Below are 21977 nucleotides of genomic sequence, written 5' to 3'. Positions count from 1 at the left end.
CACTACGATCAGCGGCCTATCTGTCCGACGGCGATAAGCCCTTACATCACTGGGACAGTAACCTCGGTTGCTTGAAGTGGGGCGTTAGCAAGCCCCGGGCAAAGGCCAGGAAAGTTTCCGCATTATCGCCGCGCAGTTTTAAAATTTACACAGAGCTGGTTAAGGCTACAATGAAAGCCCGAATAAGACTTATTCTGTCAGGAGATAATAATTACAGAAAATTGTTTCTTACGACTTCCTATAAGTGGGTTGGATTGAGCAGTAGCCTTGATCAAATCCTGACCACCAAGGTCGGCATTTGCCTATATGAAGTGATTGAGAATGAACTTATCGCCGGTGGTGTATCTCGGAAGGTGTTTACGCTAAAGCGAATTCGAGGTACTCAAGCCTTGATTAGCTTTCTCAAAGAGGGTACTTATCAGGCAGCGGCTAACACCTTAGGCAACTCGATCGCGGTTATAATAGTAAGATACATACCAAAGTGGTTAAAACAAAGATGGAACGTCCGTATTCTCCGGACATTTCAGACCAAACTGATTGTTTTGGCGACTAAAGGTACCCCTTGGCATGTGGCGGCTACCGACTTCCTGACAGACAAAGACTTATTTGACTTCATCATTAGACAGGCGACAGAAATCGATTTAGCCTCTGATCCAGTCTCGGTTGATCTGAAACGTTATGCCAGCGAGCTAACCGAAGACGCTGCCGAATACTTAGTCAATCAACTAATCAAGCACAATGTAATACTCAAGCTTGATGTTACATCTCTGGCTGCTATCTTTCTGTTTGCTGAAAGGCGCGCGAACTCTCCTATCAAATATTATGTAGACGATGCAAGTGGAATCGACGAAAACTCGATTATCACATTGTCTCACTTATTACATTGCGCATACGATATAAGCAAAGATCCGAAAGCGACCGGAGCAGTCTTGACCAGCATTGCTGGACTATCTATACCGCAGTTTCAAGCAGTGTATTTAGAAGCACTTGAAGTGAAAGCGACCTTGGATAATCAGGTCGACAAAATCAATACTATGGTGAGCTGAGGGATAATAATGCCCAAACTTAACCCCAACCCCATGAGCGACAGAGCAACATTATCATTGCTTATAGAGCGCGCTCGCCAAAATCTTGAACCCACTATCGAATACCGTGCCTCCTGGTTGAAAAAAGGTGGCATCGGGTCGTCGGAGTGGGAAGTCGTCGGCCCTAACCGATCAACTGCCATTGTTAGTTTTGCAGAACCTCTTCCCGATGGAACTTTACTTACGGATACCGTTAACAAACTAATTTTGACAACAATTCAAAAACATGTCTTTTGCATTCGTGCTGGTTATCTTTCTCCGCAAGTCGATCATCGAGCCTGGGCGAAATACGTGCGATTTTTTATTAATATTACAAGCTGGCAGTTCCTTTTCAAAGAGCGCTATCAGCCCCAATCAAAAGGATTTAAACTTATAAACGAAAACGCCTGCGAAGTCATTATTGAAAGCTACAAAAAATGTGGCTGGGCAGGGGTTCTTCAGATCATCCCGCGCCTAAGCGAGTACTTCTGCACATTAATTGACGAGGAATATGACGGAGAAAAACTGACAGAACAACAGATTTCAAAAACAATCAAGCATCTCAAGGAAAACTGCCTTTATGTTAAAAAAGGCAATATCCGAAATGGTACAACTGGATTGGTATCTAGAGACTATTTGGCAAAAGCGATCAATACCCATGCGTCAGCTTTTAACCACGATACAGTCCGAATTTTCCTTCGCCAATTTGAAGAATCTTTGCAACAGCCGATTTTAGTTCAGGGAGTACTGACCAGGGCGCAATACAAGTCTCATAAAACTGCTATTATCAATCATGAACAAAATGGTGGAATAACACGAAAATCTCTTATTCAGTTCCTGAATCTCATGAAGTTGCTATCGGAGGGTAACCCATACCTGCCCGACACCATTCCGAGTTTTAAATTCGACCCTGCCGAACATATGAACAAGCAGGACGTCCGGATTGATGGGCATACAAGAAAAATACCATACTCCATTGGCATTTACGCGCTTGGCAAAGCGGTAGAATGGATCATGGTATATGGGAAAGCAATCGTTGGAGCTACAGTCGCAACTGTCATGGCGTTTAAAAACATCCCTCCTGAGGAGCTGAAAGGGCGCAGCCACCGTTACCGACAGCGGCAAGAGATTTTTGAAGACATTATTTCTCAATACAGCACCGAATCCTTTGAGGGCTTACCTGCTCAGCCCCTTGCAGCGGCTCTGCACATAACTAAGCTCACGAGCCATTCACATGCCGAAAGCACGAGTACGAACATGACGTTTGCCGTCGCATTGGAGTGCTTCGTTGCTGCATGCGCTATAGTCATAGGTTTTACAAAGCCCATCAGAGTTAACGAACTGGCTCACATACAACGGGACGCCCTTAGCTACCAAACCAATGATGAAGGTGCCTTCCTCGCACATCCCATACTGAAGAGACGTGTACCTATTCCTCCCACGATTCGCCGTCCTATTCCCTACATTGCAGCGGTCGCGGCTCAGCTGTTGGCCGTGTTAGGGAATGGGCTTAAGGAGGTGTATGAAGATACGTCCCCCCATTCCGAGCACCTCTTTTATTTTCCTTCTTCTAAAGGGTTCAATCAGCCGAGTGGAAAAGGCATCGACGCTCGTATTGACTACGCTATGCGGTCTTTTTGCGACATCATTGAAATCCCCGTAGATATCTATGGCCGTCGCTGGTACATAAAAATCCATGAAATGAGAAAGTTTTTTATTTTCACCATGTACAACCATGCCAAAGTGTACACCGATGATGCTATTCGACATCATGCAGGTCACGACGACCCTCGCTACCTTCATGACTATCTCTGCGGCGAGGTACCTGAAGAAGAAATTATCAGATACAACATTGAAAATATTGAAGACAAGCTCATCAACCTAGAAATCGGGAACGTAAACGAAAGCGAAAACCAAGGACTGGTTGCACTGTATAAGCAAATTTTGTCCACCATGAAGATTACGTCCTTGAAGTCAAGGAACAAATATGAGTTTGATCAAATTCTTCAAGCGCTGCTGGCAACAGACGGACTGCTCATCTCTGTCTATACTATCAGACTGACGACTTACGACTCAGAAGTCTTTGACACCGAAATCGCGTTAAAGTATGGGGAGGCAGCAGATGAGAAATTCAACCGTTGAAAATATCAATAAAAGATTTAGCTGGTTAAAGTCAATATGGGACGGACACCTCACCCTAACTCAGTACCAACTAGAAAAGCTTGTAGACATGAAAACTTTTTGCACCCTAGAGGTACATGACAACTTTGAAAAAATCAGCTACAACAGCATTAAAAGCTTTTGCTTAACGCAAACATGCGCAGACAGTAGCTATGAAGCAGAAAATTTATGGGAGCATCTACTGTCCCTCCGATCAAAAATATACTCCACATATAAACCACCTGAATCAGAAGCCGTTGAAAAAGGCCCAACTGCTGAGATGAAAATAAACGAAGCGTATAACCAAGCGCAATTAGCCACCTATGCTTATCTTGACATCTTCAGATTCTTCAAAAATTTGGTGGAGTCTGATACTACTCTGAACAGCTCGACTAAGCTTCAGATCGCTAATTTTTTATTTGAGTCGAACCTTAGATTTGAAGGTATTGGAACGAACACAAGATTATCTTCAAAATCCCTTAGCGTAATACAGGGGGGCAAAGGAAATGCCTGATTTTCAGCTGTATCACACGGGCATGAAGCTCGAAATGCCAAGCAGCGTGATTTACTCTCGAAACAAACAGGCGCCGACTGTAAGAAAGAGAATGCTTTCAAAGCAAGTGTATATGTTTTGGCCAAACGGTTCCCCATGTACTCTCGTCAACATCTGGCTGCAACAGATAAGTACTAAGGCCACTGGTAGCTCAGCCGAAACATTCGCAATCCACATGACCCACTACATCAGATACTGCTTTAACCGGGGCGCAGACCTACTCACCGCTGATGACATTTTCCTTTCGGACTTTGCGAAGCATTTATTAGAAGAAAAGAAATTAAAGCACTCCGCCCTCGCAGACGCTCGCAGCCCCAACCATGTAGCCTACACAATCAGAAGAGTAATAGACTTCTTTATTTGGTACCAGATGCACTATAGGCTCATATCGCAACCTAAGATTATCGGCGAACTAGGCACCGGGGCACAAGTAAATATCACATGGAAAGTGAGCATGCGTGGCCAGCCTATATTGTGTCACCCCGCTATTCCTACAGAACGTCCCCCAGTGGGTGACAAAAAGCCTATGCCAGACGATTTCATTGGAAAGATATGTGACACGATTTTGATGCTAAAAACAAAGCCTAGATATCCGTTTGGTGTGAGCGCTGCTCCGAGGCACAATGACTATGTTACAAAAAATGAGTACTTATATAGTCGCAGACTAGCGACGGTTAAACTCTCAAAAATGACTGGTCTTCGCCCCGATGAATTAAACAATATTCCGTTCGACTTGAATCAGCGCCCTATTGAAACCCGAACATTGTATATACCCACACTTAAAACACGCCGACTACCGAGGCCTATACGAGAATTCCCACTTTCCTTGGAAGATGCAATCGAGGTCTCCGTATACCTCAAAGCTCGGAGTGACTTTTTAGCATATTTAAATCTGGAGTCCAGCGCGGCGAATTCTTTTTTGCTTGCGCAAGATGGGACACCAATCGAAACTCGATCACTAGCGCGAGATTTTAAAAGGCTATGTGATCTCTCAGGCCTGGCAGACGTCCAGGTGTGTTTATCTATGTTTCGACACAGATTCATTACTACACAGATTGCATATGAGATTGCAAGAGAACTGCAACGGGATTTGCCACAAAAAGACTTATGGCAGGAGGCCGTTCAGAGAAGAATCTTGGCTAAGGTAGCAAAACTCACTGGCCATCTCGACCCAATGTCTCTTAAACATTATTTTGATGAAGCATTTGCAATCGCGATAGCTAGCTCCGCTACAAAATCATCGCAGAAAACAAAAGCTCTTATCCTTCAACTTCAAACCACAATTCTTGAGCTTTCCCAGAATCCTGCCGTGTACAGTGACCCGAATATTGCCAAAGGAGTATGTGAACTAGAGCTGATTATATCACAATTGAAAAATCGCTAATAGCTACAAGCAGCTCAATCTATTATGAGTCTCGGCGGTTGTCACGCCTATGATTACTAACTGGAATTGTCATGCCACTGTTTCCCCATACTCGGTGTCGCCCACCAATCCCGAATGCATTTCACTCATCCTCACCATGCTCATGGAACGCATCCATACTGTAATACCCTACCCCAAACCGTGACTGAGTAACTTGGAGCATCATCAGGGCACATTGAGCCCAACACGCTAAAATAACTGCTCCTAACAAAAAACCGCTCTTGCAGATTTCTGGAAACCGCTTTGGCCATTTGTTCACGCTGCCGGAGATCGCGGTAAGGACTTAGCTAAACCAACGGGGCCAAATAACGCCATAGGGTATTCACCTTGAACCGCCCAATCGCGACCAGGGATCGTACGTATCGGCCGCTGCTATCCTCAACCATAGCCAGCATCCCCCGGATTCATGAACAGGTTTTTGCGGTATAGACAACTCCAGCACCTGCAACCTTGATTAAAAATCAAGCTTAGCCAAGCTCGCCTCCAGCGCCCGAATCTCCATGCACGATTTGAAATCAAAGCAGACCTTGGCGAAGGCCGCTTGCAACCTTTCCTCATCGAGCCCATCAAGACTTACCGGTAGCTGATCGCAGACCAAGATGTGATCAAGTGAATAGCCGACGCAACTCCCCTGCTGATCAGTGTCAGGATGTCGTACTGCACACTACGCGCGGTCGCGAGATCGGGAACAACCACGCCTATCCCTGCCCACTTTTTCTCCGACAGCCTGAGGCTTGGGATAGGGTTTCCTTCCAACCCATCCAGCTCGATGCGCTATATACACTTGAGATAGCTCCCAGGGTAATGCCACCGCCACTCTGCACGACTGCCTCTCAGACAGAGATCATCGTTCGCACCTTGACGGCCCCTCAGGGTCGGCCCCTTGACGCTCCAAAAGACCTGCTTCGACCGTCACCAAGTTAATTCCACCCCGTAGCGCCGTGCTCAGAGGGAATGTGAGGGTGAACAGGCTCACTCCTGCGGCATCTGTACAAAGACTGCCCAGAGCGCATCTTGAATCTCCTCTGAGCTTTATTTTCTCGGGCACTTGGTCTTGCCTGCGCAATTCCATATTAGCGCGGTGGATCAAGATACTGGCAGCGAGAAGGTGATCCGCCTCCTTGCTAGCAGGGAGGCAGACACCTTCTTCCGAAAATTTTAAACCTCTGATATGGCAACACACGCCAAGTTCTACTTACCCCAACGCAGTGCGAAAAACAGATAGGGGTCGAGGATTGAGACCCAACGTAGATCTCCTCCGAAATCTAGCTTTATCTCTTTGCTCATGTTGTTAGCAATGTCCGATATATGGCGGACAGACTCCCATACACTAGCGACGTCGATTCCAGCTAAGGAGTTGACCCTCGTTTGGAGCTCATCATGGGTAAGCCGCAGCTTTGGTGGATCCATCCCAAATGCCGAGATAAGCAGTTCATAAACATCCCGCGCATTCCCCCTGCTATCAGGGTAGCTTTTTCTAGACGTTCCACGCGTCGGTGGGCCCTTACGCATCTGATCGATTGTCGATGAGAAGTCAGCCCTGTTATTCGCGAGCTTCGTACACACATTTGTCACATGATCAGCGGTTATCTCGACCAATTTAGGTTCGGCCAAAGCTTCACGCGCGTCCAGATCTCTGGCTAGCGCACGCTGAGCGCATGTTAAGCCAGGTACCTGGATGCCTGGTAGGACGGCGTCTTTCCGGAATGTGTACTGCCAATGAAAATTTTAGGTATTGTTGCTCGCGCCAAAATGCGAGCCGCATGAGTACACGACAATAAAAAAACCCAGCCTTGAGAGCTGGGTCTGATCCCATATCGCCTTTGCAGAGGTTGATCGCTATGGGAACAAAATCAGCTTATTTACTCAGTTGATCCAGCAAGTCGTGCCCTGCCCAGGTAAGCTGATACCTCCCGTTGTCACAGCCCAAAAAACCACCATCCACCATCAACCTCATTCCGTAAGACCAGTCGTACCCCGAGAGTCCGGCAGCTGCAGCGAACTTGTCCAAGTCCAGATAGGTAATTCCAGTAATGTCGGGGTGAATCGCCCCTGGTTTCCTAGACACTCTCCAAGCTCAGGAAATAACGTTTCTCATACTCTACTGGAGACAGCTGCATAGCACTGCTGTGCCGGCGTTTAGGGTTATAGAACATTTCGATGTAATCGAAAATATCACTTCGAGCGTCTTCACGCGTTGTATAGATCTTTCGTCGGATTCGCTCCCGCTTCAAAAGCTGGAAAAAGCTCTCGGCTACGGCATTGTCGTGGCAGTTTCCTCGCCCACTCATGCTGCTGATTACATTGTTGGCCTTCAAGAAGCTTTGCCAGTCTGAACTACTGAACTGACTGCCTTGGTCTGAGTGGATCATTACTTGCTGCTGTGGTTTGCGTCGCCACACAGCCATCAACATCGCATCGATAGCCAGGTCTCTGCACATCCTTGGCTTCATTGACCAACCAATTACTTGGCGTGAGAACAGATCCAGCACTACTGCCAGGTAGAGCCATCCTTCATAGGTGCGGATGTAAGTGATATCTGTCACCCAAACCTTGTTCGGCTCACTGACCTTGAACTGCCGCGCGAGGTGGTTGGGCGAGGCCACTGTTGGTTTTCCACCGTAAAACCCTGGACGCCGCCGATAGCCCGTTTGCGAACGTAGCCCCTCCGCCTGCATCAAGCGTCCGACCCGATTTCGCCCGCATGCCTCTCCCAGCTCACGTAGGTCATCGTGAATTTTGCGGTAGCCGTATACACCTCCGCTTTCCAGCCAAGCGTGTTTGATCAAGCCAAGCAGACGTTGATCTTCTTTCGCTCGGGCAGATTGAGGCTCGGCCAGCCAAGCGTAGTAGCCGCTGGCGTGCACCTTGAGGGTTTGGCAAAGGCGCCGCACCGGGTAATCAGTCGAGTGCTTCTTGATGAAGGCGTACTTCAGCCGCACTCCTTGGCAAAGTACGCGGCGGCCTTTTTTAAGATGTCTCGCTCTTCAGTCACGCGCTTAAGTTCAGCGCGTAGATTGCGCAGTTCTGCCTGCTGATCGTCGTCTTGCTGACGCTGCTCTTGGGGCTTGCTGTAGACCTTGATCCAGGCGTAAAGGCTGTGCACGGACATACCCAGGCGCTGGGCGACATCGGCGACAGGTTTGCCTTTTTCGGTCACTTGCTTGACCGCCTCGATCTTGAATTCTTCGGGGTAACGCTGACGACTCATGGCACCTCCTATTTGGGCCTCATTATGAGGCTTGGAGGTGTCTAAGAAACCAGGGGCGATTCAGACGTTCAGTGCTCGGCCAGACGAGGTGCTCTATAGCTTTGAGCGCAAAATCAACGACCGCTAGCTAATGGCCGGGTGGCGGTTGGCTGGGTTTGAGATGGTGCGCGCCGCATCTGGGGAACATATTTAAAAGACCTAGCCAATGCTGGTGATCGTCTGTAACCGGATCTGCCGCATCCCTGGCAGCCATTCTTAGCAGTTGAGGAGACACGTTAGGCCAAATCCACCACCTTCCCAGGATGGGCGACAGTGAAAACTAGCAACACTTAAAGCTCCATAGCTAGAGCAGATATAAAAACGCCCCGGTAACCGGGGCGTCCTTTTACAGTTTGAATCTACGTCAAAACTACTTCCAACTCGCGACCAGAACCGCATCCAACTGATTCTGCTGCGATTGAGTCAAACTACTTTCAGCGCCAGCACTCACGCCGAAGGACGCCATGGTATCGACCAGGCTTTGTACCTGGCTGTCTAACAAGGTTTTCCCATCGGAGGTTTTGAACTGATCCACATGGTAGTCATTGGAGGAGTACCAGTTATTGACGACAATCTTGTCGGGCGTATCGACAATGCTAACCTCCAGGTCGTTGCCACTGCGACGGAACCAGAGCTCCTCAAGGCTGACGCTGGCATCGAACTGAACGGTGTCGTTACTAGTACTTGCGTCGTAGTTGTTGACCGAGTCCTTCCCTCCACCAACGCCAAACGCATAGGTGTCGCTGCCTTCGCTCCCCGTTAGCGCATCGTTGCCAGCTCCGCCATCAAGAAGGTCATCACCGGCACCGCCATAAAGCGTGTCATTACCGGCATCACCCAATAGGTGATCATTGCCTACATCACCATACAGCGCATCGATACCATCACCGCCAGAGAGAGTGTCATTACCATCAGCACCATAAATAGCATCATCTCCCAGCCCCGCGCTGATCACGTCGTCAGTGGCAAAACCACGCAAGGTATCATCCGAGTCAGTACTTTGAATAACATTCGACTTAATTGTGGTTTGATTCCACTCACTACCATCCGCGAATTGAATGCGATCAATCTCATATCCAGCCGTAGCATCTCCGGCAAAGTGCGACGCCACACGCAAGCTGTCGGAGCTACCGATAACCTGGATAAGAAGGTCATTGTTTTCACGTGTGACCTGCACATCTGCAGCATTAAGATCGGTGAGTTTGAGGGTGTCAGTTTTTCCAATGCGAACCTCACCACCGTTATTAACAGTATCCTGACCAGAGCCTTTACCGAACAGGTAGGTATCGTTGCCGTTACCACCATTCAGCACATCGTTGCCAGCGCCAGCATCAAGAACGTCGTTACCATCATTCCCGTTGAGGGCGTCATTACCAGCTCCACCCTGCAGCAAATCATTTCCATCTCCTCCATTCAGAGTATCCGAACCATCGTTACCCTTGAGGGTATCGTCACCGCCTCCTCCGTTGACGGTATCGTCCCCCAGTCCGGCATCAATGACATCGTTGCTGCTGGTGCCCGATAGAGTGTCATCTCCATCAGAACCTTGCAGTACTTGGAACTTGATCGCTGCTTGATCCAAGAAGCTACCGTCGGCGAACTGAATACGATCAATTTGATATCCGGCAGTCGCATCTCCCAGGAAATGGTAGATCACTCGCAGGCTATCAGTTGTACCGTTGACTCGGATAAAAAGATCCATACCATCACGAGTAACACTGACATCAGAGGCATTCAGGTCAGTCAGCTTGACAGTGTCCATCTTGCCTGCCCTAGTCTCATTGGCGTAATAGATCGAGTCCTGGCCAGCCCCTTTGCCAAATATATAGATGTCATCTCCAGCTCCGCCGTCCAGGCGATCATTACCTGCCCCGCCATCAAGCACATCACTGCCATCCCCGCCGTAGAGGACGTCGTCGTCTGCACCACCCTGTAGAACATCATTACCTTCGTTACCATTTAGCGTATCGGCACCGGCACCGCCAGAGAGCGTGTCGCTGCCAGCCATACCATTGACGGTATCGTCACCTGCGCCCGCATCGATGGTGTCGTCAGCCGACGTTCCTGAAAGTGTTTCATCCGCCGCAGTGCCTTGCATGATCTGCGTCTTGATTGCGGTTTGATCCCAGAAACTGCCATCAGCAAACTGGATATGATCAATCTGATATCCAGCAGTCGCATCGCCCATGAAGTGGTAAACAACCCTTAAGCTATCGGTTGTTCCGTTGACTCGTATAACCAGGTCATAACCATCGCGTGAGAGACTCACGTCGCCGGCGTTCAGGTCGATCAGTTTCACGGTATCAAGCTTGTCAGCACGGGTTTCGTTTGCGTAATAGACACGGTCTTGACCAGAGCCTTTGCCGAACAGGTAAGTATCATCACCATTCCCGCCATTCAACAGGTCATTACCTGATCCACCATCGAGAACGTCATTACCATTCCCGCCATAGAGGCTGTCATTGCCAACCCCACCTTGAAGAAGGTCATCACCATCATCACCGTTAAGAGTGTCCGCGCCACTGCCGCCGATCAAAGTGTCGTTACCTGTCCCACCACTGACAGTGTCGTCACCCGCTTCACCGGACAGGGTGTCGTTACCACCGCTGCCGCTGATCGAATCATCCCCCACACCGGCATTGATCACGTCGTCCGTTTCGTAACCAGTCAATGACTGATTAGCGTCCGTGCTACGCAATACTTCGGTCTTGATGAATGTCTGATCCCAAAAGCTGCCATCTGCAAACTGAATACGATCAATCTGGTATCCAGACGTAGCATCGCCCATGAAATGGTAATAGATACGCAGGCTATCGGTTGTGCCATTCACCTTTAGGATAAGGTCGTACCCGTCGCGGGAAATGGTGACATCACTCGGGTTCAGACCGAGTAGTTTCACAGTATCGAGTTTGCCTAGGCGCGACTCATTGGCATAGTAAATCGAATCTTGGCCAGAGCCCTTACCGAACAGGTAGGTGTCATCTCCAGCGCCGCCATTGAGGAGGTCATTACCTGCGCTGCCGTCGAGAATGTCATCGCCAGTGCCACCATTAAGGGTGTCATTACCAGCGCCGCCATTCAGCTTGTCATCACCCTCGTCGCCGTTGATCGTATCTGAACCACTACCGCCGGACAGAGTATCGTTACCCGCGCCACCGGACACAGCGTCATCACCCGAACCCGCGTCGATTATGTCGTCGCTAGCGTATCCCGTCAGACTTTGATCCGCGTCGGAGCCCTTCAATACCTGCAGTTTGATGATCGATTGATCCCAGAACGACCCATCTGCGAACTGAATACGATCTATCTGATAACCAGTCGCTGCGTCTCCAGCAAAGTGACCAATTACCCGCATACTGTCGGTAGTATCGTTAATGCGAATAATCAGATCATCAGCGTCACGAGAGATAGTTATGTCAGAAGCTTTCAAGTCAGTCAGCTTGACGGTATCGACCTTGCCTGCACGTGCCTCATAGGCGTAGTAGATCGTGTCCTGGCCAGAGCCTTTGCCAAATAAATATGTATCGTCACCCGCACCACCATCTAGGCGATCATTTCCTGCACCACCATCCAGGATGTCGTTGCCGATACCACCACTCAGGATGTCGTTTCCGGTGCCTCCTTGAAGAAGATCGTTGCCGTCATCACCGTTAAGCCTATCGGAGCCAGCACCACCCAATAGAGTGTCGTTGCCTCCGCCGCCGCTAACCGTATCGTCACCAGCCCCGACGTCAATAAAATCGTCTGTGCTGTAGCCTGTCAGAGACTGATCACTGTCCGTTCCCTGAAGCACCCGAGCCTTGATAACAGACTGATTCCAGAAGCTGCCATCCGCAAACTGAATTCGGTCAATCTGGTATCCACCGTTTGCATCATTCAGGAAGTGATTCATGACTATGAGGTTATCGGTCGAACCATTGATCCGAATAACCAGATTTGCACCTTCCTGGAAAAGCGTGACATCAGATGCGTTGAGATCAGTCAACTTGACCCTGTCAAGCTTGCCGACGCGGTTTTCATAGGCGTTATAGATCGTGTCCTGGCCAGCACCTTTTCTGAACAGATAGCTGTCATTACCTGCTCCGCCATCAAGACGATCGTTTCCATCGCCTCCATCAAGGGTGTCATCGCCGGCGCCGCCGCTTAATATGTCGTTTCCAGCACCACCTCGCAGAACATCATTACCTTCCTCGCCATTTAACGTGTCGGAGCCGATACCTCCTTTGAGCGTATCGTTACCAGCCCCACCACTGACGATATCGTCACCGGCTCCCGCATCGATTTGATCATCCGCTTGGTAACCAGCCAGGGTCTGATCGGCCGCTGTGCCACGCAGGACTTCTGACTTGACCGTAGCTTGATCCCAGAACGTCCCGTCAGCGAACTGGATACGGTCAATTTGATAGCCCGAAGTAGCTTCACCAATAAAGTGATTCGAGATGCGCAAGCTATCAGCTGTGCCATTGATATTGATAACAAGGTCATTGGCGTCGCGCACCAAGCTGATGTCAGAGGCATTCAACGCTGTCAGCCTTACAGTATCCAGCTTACCCACTCGCCCCTCGTAGGATGAAATAGTGTCCTGACCAGCGCCTTTACCGAATAGGTAGATGTCATCTCCTGCACCGCCGTCCAAACGATCATTCCCCGTCCTGCCATCCAACACGTCATCACCGGCGGCGCCACTCAGCGTGTCATTGCCTGCGCCGCCCGCAAGAACATCGTTCTCACTTGTGCCGGCAAGGTTCAACGGATCCACCGAGGTCTGCCCTGCTAGGTTGGAACTGATATCTGTTGCGTTCCAGATCGTGCCATTTTCAAACTGAAGCTGGTCGATCGTATAACCCAATGTTGTGCTGAAATGCGAAGACACTTTAAGCGTTTCGCCGGTAGATTTGATCTGGATGATCAGATCATTTACTTCCCTGCGCAGCAAGACGTCCGCTGGATTTAGCCCTTCCAGTTTCACGACATCCAGCTTGTTGGGCGTCGTATCGTTATAGGCATAGTTGTTAACGGTGTCTTGCCCAGATCCTCTTCGGAAAACATAGGTGTCTGACCCATAACCACCGTTCAAAGTGTCGTTCCCAGCACCGCCGTCAAGAATGTCGTTGCCGTCTTCGCCATTAAGCGTGTCTTTGCCTTCGCCACCGAGGAGTGCATCATTTCCGGCTCGGCCGCTTAAGGTGTCATTACCGCTAGCCCCCTTTAGAACATCTGCCGAGTCATAACCGAAAATGATATCGTCACCTACTGTGCCAATTAGCAACGCGGTTCTGATCTGATCAGTTGTCAGAAACGATCCATCACTAAATTGAAGCTGATCAATCGCATAACCGGAGATCAGGCTAGCGTTAAAATGCTGAGTCACACGCAGAATCTCACCGGTTTCCTTAATCTCGATGATCAAGTCGTCCGACTCACGCCGCAGCGAAATATCCGAGAGGTTCAATCCATCCAGCTTGATAACGTCAAGTTTATTAGCCGTCGTGTCGTTATAAACTGAATTATTGATGGTGTCCTGGCCCGATCCCATACGGAATACATAGGTATCCGAACCGGAACCGCCCGCTAAGGAATCATTGCCAGCACCTCCATCCAGCAGGTCATCTCCTATGCCACCGTTTAACGTGTCGTCATCCGCCTCCCCTCGCAAAACGTCATTACCTTCATCACCATAAAGGTTGTCCTTACCGGCACCACCGTCGAGAATATCGGCACCTACACGACCGCTAATGTTGTCATTGCCCGCTAAACCTTTAAGCACATCATCGGTGTCGTAGCCGACGAGGGTATCGTCATCCTCCGTCCCACCTAGCAGGGCCAGTTTAATTTGCGAGTTATCCATGAGCGTTCCATCAGCAAACTGCAACTGATCGATGGCATATCCGGAAATAGCGCTGGCACTAAAATGAGAGGTGACTCGAAGAGTATCGCCAGTCTCCTTGATCTGGAGAATCAAATCGTCGGACTCACGGCGAATAGAAATATCTTCAGCGTTGAGCCCCTCGAATCGAATGACATCGAGCTTCCCTACGGTCGTATCGTTGTAGGCTGAATTGTTGATCGTGTCTTGGCCTGCGCCCTTACGAAACACATAAATATCTGAACCAACACCACCATTTAGCGAGTCGTTGCCTAAGCCACCATCAAGAGAATCATTGCCATAGCCGCCATTAAGAGTGTCATTGCCAGCATCGCCAAATAGCGTGTCATTACCATCTTCACCAGAGAGAGTATCTTTACCATCACCTCCATCTAGAACGTCATCGCCGCCACGACCGCTGATGGTGTCATTCCCACCAAGCCCGTTGAGAAAATCTGCAGATTCGAACGCAATAAGAGAGTCATCCTCTTGTGTTCCTTTGAGTATTGCCGCTCTGAGCTGATCAACGTTCAACGTTGATCCATCCGCGAACAGCAATTGATCAACCGCATAACCGTAAATGGCGCTGGAGCTAAAATACGAGGCAACGCGCAGTGTCTCTCCCGAGTCGCGGATCTGGATAACCAGATCGTCTGAATCACGACGTAGGGAAACGTCAGCCTGATTCAGCCCTTCAAGCCGCACTACATCAAGCTTATTGACGCTCGTGTCATTATAGGCCGAATTGTTGATCGTGTCTTGGCCAGAGCCGTGGCCAAAGACGTATACATCCGAGCCATACCCACCGTATAGCGTATCATTGCCTGAGCCACCATCTAGAAAATCATCGCCGTAACCGCCACTAAGAGAGTCGTTGTCAGCCCCACCTTTAAGCGTGTCATTGGCATCCCCACCAGAAAGCGAATCGTCGCCCGAACCGCCCAAGAGAAGGTCATCGCCGTCATCTCCAGAGAGATTATCCTTGCCATCTCCCCCCTCGATCCTATCACTTCCGGAACCACCACTAAGGGTATCGTTGCCGCCATCACCGGCAATTACATCATCTGTACTGTACCCCGTCATAACATCGTCAGCGTCAGTTCCCAGAAGCAATGCAGCTCTGATTTGTGCATTGTCCAGAATCGTTCCGTCGGCAAATTGCAATTGATCAATTGCATAACCGTAAATCGTGCTGGCACTAAAATGAGAGGTGACACGTAAAGTTTCACCAGACTCTTTAATCTGAATCAGAAGATCGTCTGAATCGCGCTTAATAACCACATCTGAGACGTTCAAGCCTTCAAGACGAATAACATCCAGCTTGTTTTCAGTCGTGTCGTTGTAAGCAGAGTTATTGATTGTGTCTTGACCGTAGCCTTTACGGAAAGTGTAGATATCAGATCCCTTGCCTCCGGCAAGCGAATCTGTGCCGACGCCGCCGTCAAGGATGTCATTACCATCACCACCACTCAGAGTATCGTTGCCTTTTCCACCCCGCAGAGTGTCGTTGCCATCCTCTCCGTAAAGGATATCATTGCCCTCTCCGCCATCCAGAGTGTCGTTGCCAGCACGCCCACTAAGTGTATCGTGACCTGCCAATCCGCTCAGCCTGTCTTCAGTGACATAGCCAGTAATGCTGTCATCCCCAGCAGTACCCACCAGCAAGGCTGCAGTAATTTGGGTCTTATCCCAGAAAGTGCCGTCACTGAACTGCACTTGATCGATGGCATAGGCGTCGCTGCTGAAATGTGACGAGACACGAAGGGTTTCACCAGTATCAGTGATCTGGACAATGAGATCGTCTCCCTCACGCCGGATACTGACTTGAGATGCATTCAGCCCCTCCAGTTTCACGACATCGAGTTTATTCTGAGTTGCGTCCAGATAGGCGTAATTCAAGACGGTGTCCTGACCGGAACCTTTGCGGAAGATATAGGTGTCCGACCCACCGCCGCCACTCAATGTGTCGTTTCCTGAACCGCCATCCATGACATCGTCATCATTGCCACCAGAAAGCATGTCGTTACCAGCGCCGCCAAGCAGAGTGTCGTTGCCATCCTCCCCATTCAAAGTGTCTCGGCCATCTCCGCCGTCCAGAACATCGTCGCCAGCCCGACCACTAAGCGTGTCGTTACCACGGAGCCCCTTCAGCATATCTGCAGTCTCATAGCCGGTGATGTTGTCATCACCCGCGTTACCTGTCAGCAATGCAGACTTGATGAAGGAGGTGTCCCAAACAGATCCATCTGCGAATTTTACCTGATCGATTGCGTAGTTATATGCGACGTACGAGCTGAAGTGCCCGCTTACACGAACAGAGTCATTCGTGTCTTTGATTTGAATGATCAAGTCATCGGACTCGCGCCGCATCACGACATCTTCGGGCTTGAGACCTTCAAGAACAATAACGTCCTGTATGTCAGTATTGGCCTCGTTGGAGACTGAATTATAAATCGTATCTTGGCCCGATCCGCGACGGAAAACATAGGTATCCGATCCAAGCCCACCTGCTAACGAGTCATTGCCCGTTCCACCGTCGAGGAGATCGTTACCCTCTCCGCCGCTCAGTGTGTCGTTGTCGGCGCCGCCCAGAAGAGTGTCGCTGCCCTCTTCTCCGTTGAGGGTATCCTTGCCAGCACCACCATCCAGAAAATCATCGCCACCACGACCACTGAGCGTGTCATTCCCAGCGAGACCAAACAGTTGGTCGGCAGTCTGATAACCAATGATCGTATCGTTGTCGCCAGTCGTCTTCAGCACTTCCGTTTTCAGTTTCGCACCATCCCAGACAGTACTATCCGCAAACTGAAGCTGATCCACTGCGTAGACGCTGTCACCATCTTGGTTGAAGTGGGAATTGACGCGGATCGAATCACCCGTCGATTTTATCTGAATAACCAGATCGTTATATTCTCTGTGCACCGTGATATCGGTCGGATTCAAACCGTCCAGTTTGACCTTATCGATTTTCTGGGCTGTCTTATCGTCCGAGGTATAGTTATTAATCTGATCCTGGCCCGATCCTTTGCGTAACACATAGGTATCAGAGCCCATACCACCATCAAGCGTATCGTTGCCGCTACCGCCATCCAGAGTGTCATTGCCATTGCCGCCATAGAGCAAATCGGCGTCTGCACCACCGTTGAGAAGATCGTTACCATCCTCACCGTACAAGGTGTCGTTACCGGCCTCGCCTGACAGCGTATCATCCCCGGCACGGCCGTAAATCGTGTCGTTACCCAAGCCGCCACTGACGCTGTCGTCAGATGCGTAACCCGTCAGTACATCGTTGCCTTCAGTACTTTTGAAGGCCGCCATGGTTTTGACCTCATCCAACGACCAGCTCGTGCCATCGGCAAACCTGATCGCTTCCAGCTGATAAGCACTCAAACCATCAGAGCCAAAATAACTCGATACGCTGATTTGATCAGTGGTACCCCGAAGGGTCAGAACCAGGTCATCGTAGGAGCGAGTGATGACGATATCGCTAGGCAGAATATCGGATGCAAACTCAATGGCATCCGACTTGTTGGTACTAGGGTCGTAGTTGCTGATCGTGTCCTGGCCCCAGCCACGACTGAAGCGGTAAGTGTCCGACCCTTCACCGCCCGAAAGCGCGTCATTGCCCGCACCGCCTTCCAGTACGTCATCGCCGGCATCGCCAGACAGGTAGTCGTTTCCGCTGCCGCCCGCCAGCAAATCGGCCCCGGCGCCGCCATACAGGTTGTCCTGGCCATCGCCACCCGACAGGGAGTCAGCCCCGTCAGCGCCATAGAGAATGTCGTTACCAGCGTCCCCCTTCAGGACATCGTTACCGGCCTGACCATACAACGAGTCGTCACCAATACCGCCACTCAAGGTGTCATCCGTGGCATAGCCCCGAATGGAATCGTTACCCTCGGTCGACAGCAATGCCATCGACTTGACCTGATCCAGCGACCAGCTCGTGCCATCGGCAAACCTGATCGTTTCCAGCTGATAAGCACTCAAACCATCAGAGCCAAAATAATTCGATACGCTGATTTGATCAGTGGTACCCCGAAGGGTCAGAACCAGGTCATCGTAGGAGCGAGTGATGACGATATCGCTAGGCAGAATATCGGATGCAAACTCAATGGCATCCGACTTGTTGGTACTAGGGTCGTAGTTGCTGATCGTGTCCTGGCCCCAGCCACGACTGAAGCGGTAAGTGTCCGCCCCTTCACCGCCCGAAAGCGCGTCATTGCCCGCACCGCCGTCCAGTACGTCATCGCCGGCATCGCCATACAGGTAGTCGTTTCCACTACCGCCCGCCAGCAAATCGGCCCCGGCATCGCCAGACAAGTAGTCGTTTCCACTATCGCCCGCCAGCAAATCGGCCCCGGCGCCGCCATACAGGTTGTCCTGACCATCGCCACCCGACAGGGAGTCAACCCCCTCAGCGCCATAGAGAATGTCGTTACCAGCGTCCCCCTTCAGGATGTCGTTACCCGCAAAGCCATACAGCAAGTCGTCACCGAGACCGCCACTCAGGGTGTCATCCGTGGCATAGCCCCGAATGGAGTCGTTGCCCTCGGTCGACAGCAATGCCATCGACTTGACCTGATCCAGCGACCAGTTCGTACCATCGGCAAAACGAATCTCCTCAAGCTTGTAAGCACTATCACCATCACTAATAAAATAACTAGAGACGGTTATTTTGTCGGTGCTTCCGTTCAGCGCAAGAACCAAATCATCGGCGGAACGGGTAATGACGATATCGCCAGGCAAGATGTCAGATGCAAACTCAATGGCATCAGACTTGTTGGTGCCGGCGTCATAGTTGCCGATCGTGTCCTGACCCCAACCACGACTGAAACGGTAAGTGTCCGAATCTTCACCGCCTGAAAGCGTATCATTGCCTGCGCCGCCGTCGAGTACGTCATCGCCGGCATCGCCAGACAAATAGTCGTTTCCGTCGCCACCCGCGAGAAAATCGGCTCCGGCGCCGCCAGAAAGGTTGTCCTGACCACCGCCACCCGACAAGGAGTCCGTCCCCTTAGCGCCATACAGAAAGTCGTTGCCCGCATCCCCTTTCAGAATGTCGTCTCCGGCGAGACCATAAAGTAAATCATCCCCCATCCCCCCACTGATTACGTTGTCGCCAATATCCCCCCAGAGTTGGTCGTTACCTTCGGTGGTTTGCCCAGACATGGAACGAACTTGTTCAGCCGTCCAAAAACTCCCGTCCTCAAACTGAATTCTATCTAATGAGTAGTTGATACCATCTGGCGCTAGATCATTAAAATAACCCTGAACTGTGATTCTATCTTGCGCACTCTTTACAAAAAGAATTAGATCGTAGTCGCTACGTTTAACCAGAATATCGCCTTGTGAAATTCCGGCACCAAATAGAATCCTATCTAGCCTCTCACCTACAGGATCGGAATCCATATTAATAATTGTATCTTTACCGTCCCCAACATTAAAATGATAGGTATCTGAGCCACTACCACCTAAGAGATAGTCATCACCCAAGCCACCATATAAATCATCATCTCCTTCACCACCAAAAATATTGTCATTACCTGACATGCCCATGAGATGATCATCAGATAAAGTCCCATTCAAAAAATCATTGCCAAAGCCACCGAAGTTTCCGACCCCAATAATAGAGAGCAAATTTAAAAAACCATCCCCACCCTCTTTCCCGGAGTCCCTAAGCTCTTTTAATAAAATTTGACCAAAGTCACCAGAACCAATCAATGCATTAGAAAGCTCTGCGATAAGTAGCTGACCTTTCTCGTGATCCACATCAAATTGAGTTTTAAGCTTAACAACAACAGATGAAACATTCCATTGAACTCCATCTTCAGTATAGGTTCCGTCCAGTCCGTCAAGTAATGATGCCAAATGAGTTTGTAGCATTATTTTGCCGTAAACAGCAGTAGCTAAACTGTCAAATGCTTCGTTCAGCTTCGACACTGCCACTGGCCCCATTGGGTCGGGGGAGCCTCCACTGGTAAAGTATTTTTCCCCTAAAAAAGCCTCTAAAGCAAAAAGCTTACGTGCATCGCCAATCATACTTCCGCGGCTTGCAGGATCGAGATCCTGGACACCAGCCCAATGATATATAATATCTAGAATCAGCTTCTGCCTAACAGATGTATCTTGCTCATTTCTGAACGACTCGACCAAAGTAACAAGGATTTTGTCACGCCCCATTGCCTGCTGCAGATCATTGACATTCCCGAAACCATCAACGTTAGGTAAAGATACTATTTCACGCGGGACTTCAACACTAAAATTATCGGCAGTATCTGTAGCATTAACATCAAACCAGACATCTTCTATTGCAGCAACAGAACCGTCAATTCGAGTATAACTTCCTAATTGACGATGATCATTACCATTAGAATCAAGCATACTCTGAGGTGCATTTCCGCTAGCGTCTGGCTTACTAGAATCGGAGTAAGACAAGTTGATTGAGGCAACTTTTGCTTGAGTAAGAGTTAATAGCTCGCCCTCACTAACCACACCGTCAGAGTTCTTATCAACCCATACATTAAGCTCCGAAAAGGCATTATCATGAGAATCAAAAACACCATCTTTGTTACTATCAAACTCAGATAATGCCAAAAATCCATTTGCGGCTTTCTTATCTACTGAAATGCTCGTCTTATTTCCAAAAAGCTCAGAGCCAGAATCAATCTTCCCATCGCGATTTCTATCATAAACCAATAGGCCGTCATCTACGCCAACCCATCCCGTGCTTTCTAAGAATCCATTACCATCGTGATCAAAGTGAACTCCAGCATCGGTAGAAAGCGTCTCAACTCCATCACCATCCAGATCTAATATCAGGGGGCTAGCGGTTGTCTCAGCATCTCCAAAAGAGTCTTCGATCTTTTCGACCTGACCGTCAGGGACTTTTTCAAAGAAACCATCTGGAAAAATGTGCAACGGGTACATTATATCTTCAATACTTTGAGAAGTTCCCCCACCCTCGCCATCGTACTGCCCGCCAAGCTTGAAAAAACCATCCTGAATACCAAACTCAAAACTTCCAGACTCTGTTTTTGTATTGCCATCTTGGCCATCTGTCGTTGACTTATCGAACTTAAAGCTCCCTCCTTTTGTATCAAGATTAAATGTAAAGCCTTTCCCATCGGTAAAACTCCCCCCAAAACCGTAACCATCTTCGCTTTTAAAAAACTTTCCAGAAGTCGTCGACCCATCACCATTTGGGAAATCTACATTATAGTTCCCATTGCCATCCGGTTCTAAATTAAGCTGCTGTTTAACCCCCGTCTTAGCGTCTTGATATCCTATACCAAAACCGACGCCACCGCCGTCGTCTTTGAACCTAGTTAGGTCTAACTGCCCATTGGGAGTCTTAACTGATACCGAATCAGGATTTCCGGATTTATCGACACCTAACCCCACGCTGGTGTCTTTCCCAGCTGGGAACATTAACTTTACAGAAGTGCCAGCCCCATCAAACGGCCTGGTTTCTGTCTGAATTCCGATCCCATGGCCGTCTGATGCCTCCCCATGTATAGTGATTCCTGTGCTCTCACTGTAAGATACTTTTGCACCGACTGAATAACCTGGACGACCCGACATACCTACCCCTGCAATAGATAAAGCAGCGCCCAAAATATGAGAGCTACAAATTTTGAATTTTTAGCCAACGTAATTTA

The 21977-nt window shown here is 49.4% G+C and carries 6 protein-coding genes and 1 pseudogene; 4 read left to right on the top strand and 3 right to left on the bottom strand.

Annotated features, from left to right (window positions below; all coding sequences use genetic code 11):
- Nucleotides 1–170 precede the first annotated feature (170 nt).
- The 4 genes from RYC18_RS22045 to RYC18_RS22030 are packed head-to-tail and all read left to right on the top strand — an operon-like array spanning nt 171 to nt 5161.
- Complete coding sequence (locus RYC18_RS22045) at nt 171–1046, top strand: hypothetical protein (protein ID WP_316886847.1); 876 nt, start codon at nt 171–173, stop codon at nt 1044–1046.
- A gap of 9 nt (nt 1047–1055) precedes the next feature.
- On the top strand, nt 1056–3206 hold the full coding sequence (locus tag RYC18_RS22040) for a hypothetical protein (protein WP_316886846.1): 2151 nt from the start codon (nt 1056–1058) through the stop codon (nt 3204–3206).
- The gene (locus tag RYC18_RS22035) at nt 3187–3738 is read left to right on the top strand and encodes a hypothetical protein (protein WP_316886845.1); all 552 of its coding nucleotides are present in this window, start codon (nt 3187–3189) and stop codon (nt 3736–3738) included. The genes RYC18_RS22040 and RYC18_RS22035 overlap by 20 nt, the downstream gene beginning before the upstream one ends.
- Nucleotides 3731–5161, top strand: a complete 1431-nt coding sequence (locus RYC18_RS22030; protein ID WP_122385181.1) for a hypothetical protein — start codon at nt 3731–3733, stop codon at nt 5159–5161. The genes RYC18_RS22035 and RYC18_RS22030 overlap by 8 nt, the downstream gene beginning before the upstream one ends.
- Nucleotides 5162–5301: 140 nt before the next feature.
- Here RYC18_RS22030 and RYC18_RS26585 read toward each other — a convergent pair.
- From RYC18_RS26585 to RYC18_RS22020, 3 genes and pseudogenes are all read right to left on the bottom strand, one after another.
- Nucleotides 5302–5466, bottom strand: a pseudogene (locus RYC18_RS26585) (DUF4427 domain-containing protein); the annotation flags it as partial.
- 1794 nt (nt 5467–7260) lie between these two features.
- Nucleotides 7261–8411, bottom strand: a protein-coding gene (locus RYC18_RS22025; protein ID WP_316886844.1) for an IS3 family transposase whose coding sequence is annotated in 2 segments (ribosomal slippage) — nt 7261–8177 and nt 8177–8411 — 1152 coding nt in all. Because the reading frame shifts where the segments join, the coding sequence is not laid out codon by codon here.
- A 409-nt stretch (nt 8412–8820) separates the two neighbouring features.
- Complete coding sequence (locus RYC18_RS22020; protein WP_316886843.1) at nt 8821–21900, bottom strand: calcium-binding protein; 13080 nt, start codon at nt 21898–21900, stop codon at nt 8821–8823.
- Between the last annotated feature and the right edge of the window lie 77 nt (nt 21901–21977).

Origin of the sequence: Pseudomonas syringae group sp. 247E2 (genome assembly GCF_032587795.1) — a bacterium.
Lineage (GTDB): Bacteria > Pseudomonadota > Gammaproteobacteria > Pseudomonadales > Pseudomonadaceae > Aquipseudomonas > Aquipseudomonas amygdali.
Note: the sequence above shows the minus strand (reverse complement) of the source record. Positions and strands in the feature narration are given on the sequence as shown.